General features: G+C 38.0%; 5 protein-coding genes. All 5 read right to left on the bottom strand.

Translation table 11 applies throughout. The features are described from left to right. Window positions 1–34 precede the first annotated feature (34 nt). A complete protein-coding gene (locus FTU66_RS13135; RefSeq protein WP_180111406.1) occupies window positions 35–1,399 on the bottom strand; it encodes an ISL3 family transposase in 1,365 nt (454 codons plus the stop codon). A gap of 2 nt (window positions 1,400–1,401) precedes the next feature. Continuing rightward, entirely contained in the window at window positions 1,402–4,686 is a 3,285-nt protein-coding gene (locus tag FTU66_RS13130; protein ID WP_180112942.1) for a type I restriction endonuclease subunit R, read from the bottom strand. A 93-nt stretch (window positions 4,687–4,779) separates the two neighbouring features. Further along, window positions 4,780–6,051 (bottom strand): restriction endonuclease subunit S, encoded by a 1,272-nt coding sequence (locus tag FTU66_RS13125; RefSeq protein ID WP_180112941.1) that lies wholly within the window; start codon window positions 6,049–6,051, stop codon window positions 4,780–4,782. Window positions 6,052–6,053: 2 nt separating this feature from the next. Beyond that, on the bottom strand, window positions 6,054–6,233 hold the full coding sequence (locus FTU66_RS13120; protein WP_180112939.1) for a hypothetical protein: 180 nt from the start codon (window positions 6,231–6,233) through the stop codon (window positions 6,054–6,056). Next, window positions 6,233–8,233: a class I SAM-dependent DNA methyltransferase gene (locus FTU66_RS13115; protein WP_180112940.1), complete on the bottom strand. Its 2,001-nt coding sequence runs from the start codon at window positions 8,231–8,233 to the stop codon at window positions 6,233–6,235. The genes FTU66_RS13120 and FTU66_RS13115 overlap by 1 nt, the downstream gene beginning before the upstream one ends. Window positions 8,234–8,511 lie beyond the last annotated feature (278 nt).

The following is an 8,511-nucleotide window of genomic DNA, read 5'->3' as shown; positions in this document are numbered from 1 at the left end:
TTGGGTATTTGCATTATGAGGTTGAATAATTAAATTAATCAATCTCATATTCTTCTTCAAACAATTCAACCAAGGTTGGAATGTGTGCTCCATATTCTGTTTTCATTTTTTTATATTTGGTTGAAAAACTAAAGTTCAAATCTTTACTTGATACAGTAGTAACAGGACTATTGGGTGTAACAATTGATGGTTTGGTTGAAGTTGCTTTGGTTGAAATACTTGTCACTGATCTTGCAATTTTATTGTATAACATCCTTGCTCGAATCACTTCAAATGAATAACCTCGCCCAAGTCTGTTTGCAACTTTGGTCAATCCATTATGTCCCTCAGTATAAGCATTGGTAATACTGAACGGTGCATCCCAATAAGCAAAAATGTCATCATAATTATTGGATACGGTTTTTACTAAATCATTAAATTGAGGGAGATCGTTAGGAATGTTGTCAGCCCAATTTTTAAATGCTGCTTCTGCTTTTTCTTTGGTTTTACAATCATAAATCTTGTAGAAGTCTTCTTTAATATCATAGGCAAGCTTAAGCTTTGGCATGGTTTTCTCCATGTCCTCAAGCATCTCAAGTTCCTGATCATTCAAGCTATCAGGTCTTTTTAAGGTTAACCAACGTAAATTCTTTTTAGCATTTAGCCGTGCAACTTTAGTGAATTGACTTTGCATGTTCTTGCGTTCTTTTTCCATTAATTCACTTGCGATGCGAACCACATGAAACTTATCAATGACCAAAGTTGCATTGGGTAAATAATCTCTAAATGAACGCTTGTAAGGTCGCCACATATCAGTACAAACCCATTCCACCTTATCTGCATCAGGCAGCTTCTCAAAATATGGAATGAGCAATTCTTGTCTGCGATTAGGCAGCATGTCATACAAGCTCTTCATACCTAGATTAGTGATCACACAACGGTATTCCCCCCCTAATTTAAGTTCATCTATCCCCATGATGGTCGGTGTTTCAAAATTGACCGTATTTTCTAGTTCAGTAATATAATCAGAAGTAATATTTTTGATGGTATTAATTGCTAAGCCAGTTTCTTCTGATAAATGCGTAAATGTGCTATTTAAACAGCGTTTTTTAATCGCATCAATTAATCGACTGGTTGCCCGTCTTTTATCATCCAAGAACGTAAATTCAGGCATAAACATGCTTTTGCACTCTGCACAGCGATAACGAGTGCGAGTCACCTCTAGACTCACAGGTTGCATTTGCATGGGTGTATCAGCAAAGTGATTGACTCGTTTGCCATGTTTATAAACCTTAGCACCGCAATTGTGACAGTGCTTCACTACAGCATCGTCAGATGGTTCTATTGAAATAATAATAGAACCATCTTCATGTCGAATATCTGTGGGTGTAGCACCATCCAATTGCAGTATGTTTAGCATGATTATCCCTTCATTTTTTCAACATCAAGCGTTGTACCATCTTTAAGCATCTTATAGAGTGCTAAAAGGATATTTTGCATCGCTTGGCTATCGGTCTTAAGTGCATGGGCTGATAACTGCTGATGTGAAGCCATTGCTTGAATAATGGCATTGGTTAAGGCAGTCGGCAGGTTGCCTTGTAAAGCAACTTCTTTGGGATTGTTTTCAACTTGAGCCATTACCACTTCATTTTCACGTAAAATTGCAGCGAGGTGATTGATAAAAACAGCTTGCTCATAACGAGTTGAAATATCACCAAAGGCGGCACTGATACGATCAATAACTTCTTGCAGGTAGAATAAAGCCGTTGGTGTAGGGTCGGTTGAACCTGAGCCTGTAATTGGAACAACAGGAACAGTTGAAATTTCACCTTCTGCGTCCCCCTCAGTTTCGCCATCTTTTTTCTTGAAGATGCCATAGCCTGTAAGCACAAGACCTGAAATATCCACTTCTTTAGCTGCAATACCATTTAAGCGTTTGCCCACCAACTTACTGAATGCTGCAAAGTTCTCCAATTCAGGGTCAGCAAAGTCAATAATCTGTGCAATGTAGCTATAAATTCTGCCGAACTTGAGCAAGTCATTTTTAAAGTTCAGGAGTTTTTTAAGCTCCACATCTAAAATTTTACGCTCTAACTCTGCTTGGCTTTGACCACTTGCATTACCATCCTTTCTTGCCTTTTGATGCAACTCTTCTTGCGCATCAATCGCTTCTTTAAGGTTTTTTAACTTAGAGTTAAACAAGCGTGTTGGTTTATCAGTCGCTTGGTATAACGCTTTGTGCTGATTATGATCATGAGCATCTTTCGTTAAATCCCGAATGGTCTTAAACTTCGCCTTTTTAAAGGCTTCGAGATCGTCTTCATCATATAACTCTAACTCATCCAAGGTGTCTTTGATGGTATAAACTACGTTAGGGTCTTGAATGTTATACATCTCAGCACCGCTATCGTATTGTTTAAAGCAAGTGCGAATCCACTCAGGGTCATTTACGAAGTCAATGATAAAGGTTTGATCTTTACCTGTCGTAGTACGGTTAAGTCGAGATAAGGTTTGCACCACTTCAACAGGGTTGGCGATTTTCTTATCCAAGTACATCGCACACAGTTTTGGTTGGTCAAAGCCTGTTTGGAATTTGTTTGCGACCACCATTAAACGGTATTCAGGACGATCAAAGGTATCTCTTAAATCGGCACAAGGATTATCCTCATTCAGCGTTTTTTCACTAAATTCAATATCATCACTGAATTGGAATACTGGATTATCATCGCCATCATCTTCATGTTTCACTGTTTTGCCATTTAAAGTGCCTGAGAAGGCTACTAGGACTCGATATTGGCTGTATTCAGGGTTTTCCTGAATATACTTCTCCAATGCAAGTTTATAGCGAATTGCGGCAGGGCGAGAGCTTGTCACAATCATTGCTTTTGCTTGGCTATTCAGTAAATGCGCTACGTTGTGATGGAAGTGTTGAACGATGAATTGAACCTTCTGCGTGACATTGGTAGCGTGTAGCGACATCCAACGAGCCAATGCCCGTCTAGCACCCTTGCTTTCGACACGTTGATCATTATCAACAGCTTCACCACCAAGTTTGAATGCGGTTTTATATGGCACATAACCTTTCAGCACATCAAGGATAAAGCCTTCTTCAATCGCCTGACGCATCGTATATAAATGAAATGGCAATGGTAGATTGTCATCTGTTGCAGGTTTACCATCTTTGGTACGGCCAAACAGCATGTAAGTTGAATGCTTAGGCGTTGCAGTGAAAGCGAAATGGCTAATATTTTTGATATTACCTCTTGCCTTTTGTACTTGCGCCAGTAACTCTTCAACTGACAACTTCTCCAAGTCGGCACTTGATTTTAAGGCAAGCGTAGCCTGTAATTTGGATGCTGTAGAGCCTGTTTGTGAGGTATGCGCTTCATCAACAATGATGGCATATCTACGGTCACTCAGACTGTTCTCTGTGAGTATTGCTTCCATAACATGAGGAAAAGTTTGAATGGTCACAACAATGATAGGTGTACCTGAGATCAGCGCATTTTCAAGCTGCTTACTCTTCGTTCCACCACCATTTTCTTTATTCTCACGATTAATGGTCGCAATCAAACCTTTTTGATGGTCAATTTGCTTAATTGCTTCTTGAAGCTGATCATCCAGTACGGTTCTGTCTGTCACCACAATCACAGAGTTGAAGTAGGCAGTACCATCATCTTGTCTTAGACGGATTAAGCCGTGACTTGTCCAAGCAATCGTTGAAGTTTTGCCTGAACCTGCACTATGTTCACATAGATAATTAAGTCCAACGCCATTTGTTTTAGCGTCATTAAGCATCTTCAACACAGCATCAAACTGATGATAACGAGGGAAGATTAGACGTTCTTGAACGGTGTACTTACCTGTAAGATCGGCTTTCTTTTTCTTTTCGATATAGACGAAATCATGGAAAATTTTAAGCCAATTGTCAGGTTGGCAAATGTAATCCCAAAAATAGGCGACAGGATATTCACCATCTTCACCTACAGGTGGATTACCTGCGTGACCATCATTCCCTTTGTTAAATGGCAAGAAGAAGGTGTTATCGCCATCTAAACAGGTGGTCATATAGATTTCTGAGTCAGATAAAGCAAAGTGAACAATAGCACCTCGCTTGCTCATCAGAAGCGGTTCTTTACGCTTGGTCTTCGGGTCAATCGGTTTGCGGTCTTGTCTATATTGATCTTTAGCAGCATCAATAGATTGGTTAAAATCAGTTTTGATTTCCACAGTTGCCATTGGCAAACCATTGATGAAGAAAACCAAATCAATACGGAAATCACGGGTAGGATTGTATTTGAGCTGAGGAACTACACGTAGGCGATTGGCTTTGTAATTCTTAATGGTTGTTTCATTACGCTTGTCTTCGGGTGCTGTTTCAGTCAGGTGAATAATACCGCCTGTACCTGCTCCCGCCATTTTAAATCCTTTACGGAACACGCTGATGTTGTCAGTACGTTCAATTTCAGCAACTAAACGACTAACAATGGTCTTTTCTGTGTTTTCACCATTGGTATTAAACAGGTTATCCCATTTCTCAGGTTGTGTATCTTTAATCCAACCGATTAAATCTTCGGTATAAAGTGCCGTGTCAGTATTGTAGTTTTTACTTTCACCAACAAGCCATCCCTGTGCCTTTAATTTAGACACAATATATTCTTCTAAGTGTGATTCGTAATGTGCTTTGTCTGAAAGTAGCATGTTCATCTTTATTCTCACATATTCGGTTTTATTTGGTGGTATGTAGACCCCCTCTACATACCACTACAACAGCCTTATTTACTGAATCCTTCTTTCAGGCTAGGCAACTAAATCACGCACATCAATTTTCCCCGTGACAGCATGGGAAATGATTGATGTTCGGTATTCTTTGAGTTTTTCGATTAACTTTTCTTGCTTTGCAATTAAGTTGTCGATACGGAAGTTTTCGTAGTCGAGGAAGGATGCGATTTGGGTTTGTTCACAAGCACTAGGAATTGCTACATCACACACAGCCATATCCTTAAATGTGAGTGTTTGACGTATCCCCGCACCCAAAGTTTTCATTTTCCTAATATCAAATATATAAAGCAGATACTCTAAATATCTTTTATTAAAAGTATTGTTTTTTAACTTTAGAACGAAATAACCTGAGCTAACAACTACATCTATTTTAGATAAAGCTGTTCGCAGACTTTTTAAGTCATAATTTAGATTTAACGGGTTTACTAAAAACTCACCCTGTAATACCTCTTGATAATTTTCTTTCAATTCATCTGTTAAGTTTGCTTTATCTTTTTTATAAACAACCGAACCAAAGCTAATAGCCCCAAATGGAAGGTTCATGTTTTTTGTGTGTTGTTTCTCTTGAAATATATACTTAAATTTAGAGCCAACCCAATGTTCAGGCACTTCACCCAACCACTCGACACCACTATCTTTCATAGGTACATTTGGGTCTAAACCTTTCGTTACCGCATGAGAAATCACGGATTTTCGATGTTCTTCTAACTTCTCGATTAACTTTTCTTGCTTGGCAATTAAGTGATCAATGCGTGAGGTTTCAGTATCAAGGAACGAAACAATTTTATTTTGTTCTGATAGAGGGGGCAGTAATAAATCTATATGAGTAAAGGCATCATGTTCTAAATCCCATTGATTAACACGGATTCCTTTTGAAAAATTCTTATAACTTTGAATAAAGTAAGTAGAACGAATTAGAAAGTGAATATACTTTGAACAATATGGCTGTTTAGGTTCATAGACATAATAAGCAGGACTTACAATGCCTTGATATTCAGATATAGCAATAGAACCTTGCCATGCTTTCATTTTGTTAATTACAAGGTCATTAGGACGTACAAGTTGATATGGAGTTAAGTCCTCAGATGCACGATTATGATTGTCATCTCTACTATCTTTAAGAATTACTCCATAGTCCCTATAAACTGAAAGAAGGGGTTCATTAGGGTGGTTCACCCGCTTGATACGACTAAACAAACTCCATATAGGTTTTTGCTGCCAATGTTCAGGCACTTCACCTAACCACTCAACTCCACTATCTTTGTAACTTGGGTACTGTTTAAAATCCATGATTACACCTCACCCAAATCTTCATCATCAACGATGCGTAAAGTTGTATGTTTAGCCCCTAAATAAGTGCCTTCATCAATATCAAGCTCCAACCAAGTGTCACAATGTTCACATTGAAATGGGGCAGTATCTTCATAATCTTCAAGCACAATATGTTCATCGCAATTAGGACAAATCATCATTAAATCTCCCCTAATAATTGAGCAACTTCTGCTGAAAGCTCTTTAATTTCAGCTAAAATTTCATTTGGATGGCGAGGTTGTTCAAACTTGTAGAAATAACGGTTAAAGTTAATTTCGTATCCAACCAAACCAATTTTACCGTCTTGAGCATCTACCACTTTTTCATCAACAACAGCATCAGGGGCATGTGGTAATACTTCTTTCGCCATGTATTCATGAATATCTTGATTCAATGGAATACTTTCAGAATCATTCAATTCTGTATCAAATAAAACTTCACCGTTCAGCGAAACAATCTCAGCATCAGGATTTTTTTCACCAAAAATCATAAGCAGAGATTGATTGAATGCCTTACTTACTTTTTTGACAGGCAGCTTTTTAAGAAATTCAGATTCAAACCAAGTAAACGGTTTAACTTCACCCTTCAAACTTTCAATAAATTTCAATACTTCACTTTGTTCAATAGCACTAAGCTTATTAAATTCCTTAGTATCTTGAAGCAAGCGTTGCTTGTCCTCACTAAAATGAAAGTCCATGCGTAGAGGGCGTTGCACCTGAACTTGACGATACCCAAATTCGGTGTAATCGAAAATTTTACTGATTTCACTTTCTTCAAAATCAGCATAAATACGAGTAATTTCAGCAATATTATCTTGGCTAATAAATTTACTCTTATTGCCTTCATTTTTTCGCATGGATGAACCCAAACCTGATGCATCAATAAGCTGAACTTTGCCTTGACGGTGAGCAGGTTTACGGTTTGAAATCAGCCAAATATATGTACCAATTCCTGTGCGGAAGAAAATATCTGTAGGTAAAGCAATAATCGCTTCAATCAAATCATTCTCAAGCAACCAACGTCTGATGCTAGATTCACCTGAGTTTGCCTTACCATTAAACAAAGGCGAACCTGAAAGCACAATTGCACCACGCCCACCACCATTTTCAGGGGTTTCAAGCTTCGCAACCAAATTTTGTAAGAATAGCATTGAACCATCACTACTCTTTGGAACGCCTGCACCAAAACGCCCTGCAAAACCTAATTTCTGTTCTGCTTTTACAGCAGCAGAATCCTTATCCCATTTCATGCCGTAAGGAGGGTTAGCACATTGGTAATGGAAGCGTTTACCTTCAAATTGATCATTACTTAATGTACTGCCAAGTTTGATATTTGCTGATAAGTCACGGCTTGGGTCTGTTTCCAAACGCTTTAATAGCATGTTACCTAAAGCAACAGCATGTGTTTCAGGTTGAATTTCTTGACCATGTGGCACTAAGACGGGAGCTACTTTATAGCGGTCTTTATAAGTTTCCACATGATTCATCATATCACTTAGGAAACCCCCTGTGCCGCAGGTCATATCATACAAACTTCTGACAAGCCCAAGATTTTGTTCAAATAATTCATTGTCAGGGTGTAGTAATAAGGTGGTCGCCAAATGCACAACATCATGTGGTGTCATGAAGTCTTCCGACCCTGTACCCACCTCTGCACCAAACTTGGCAATGAGATGTTCATAGACATTACTCATGGTGCGGGCAGGCACTACATTGGGATGTAGGTCGATGTCAGCAAAGTTTTTTGAGATCAAAAGCAAAAGGTTTGCATCATCTAGTTCAGCAATAATTTGAGCAAACTTAAAGCCTTCAAAAATTTTACGGACGTTTTCTGAGAATTTTGAAATATAGTCTTCAAGGTTAGCTTTTGTTTTGTTGCCACCAAGAGTTGAAAGACTGTAATTTGAAGTATTATAAAAAGGGCGTTGGCTTGCATTTTTTAGAATGGCATCAAGTGCTAGGTCTTGATCTTTGAATTGCTCATAAGTGGCAAGAACTTTTGCCTTATTTTCTTCTAACACGCACTCTAAACATCTAAGGATGGTGAAAGGTAAGATGATTCTACCGAATTGAGTGTGTGTAAAGTCACCACGCAAATCATCGGCGTTTTTCCAAATAAAGTTTGCGAGTACGGTGTCATTGTTATTTGGTATTACAGCCATTTTTCATTTTCCAACCTTAGAATGCATATTAAAATAGTATCATAAAAAGTATGAATTTCAACCTTAAAATGCAAAAATCAAAGTTTTCTCATATTTCAATTTTCATTGTTTTTTAGTCAAACAAAACTGGCATTCATTATCTAAATTTCAACCCTGTATTGCAAAAATGGAATGATTTCTATTTTTTTGATTCAACCTTAGATTGCAAAAATGGGGAAATATTATAGAAATAAAGAAAGTGGAATTAATTAAAATCCCACCTTAAAATGCAAATACCC

It is taken from the genome of Acinetobacter sp. YH12131, from assembly GCF_013418635.1.
GTDB classification, from domain to species: domain Bacteria; phylum Pseudomonadota; class Gammaproteobacteria; order Pseudomonadales; family Moraxellaceae; genus Acinetobacter; species Acinetobacter towneri.
This window is presented reverse-complemented; position numbering and strand designations above follow the sequence as displayed.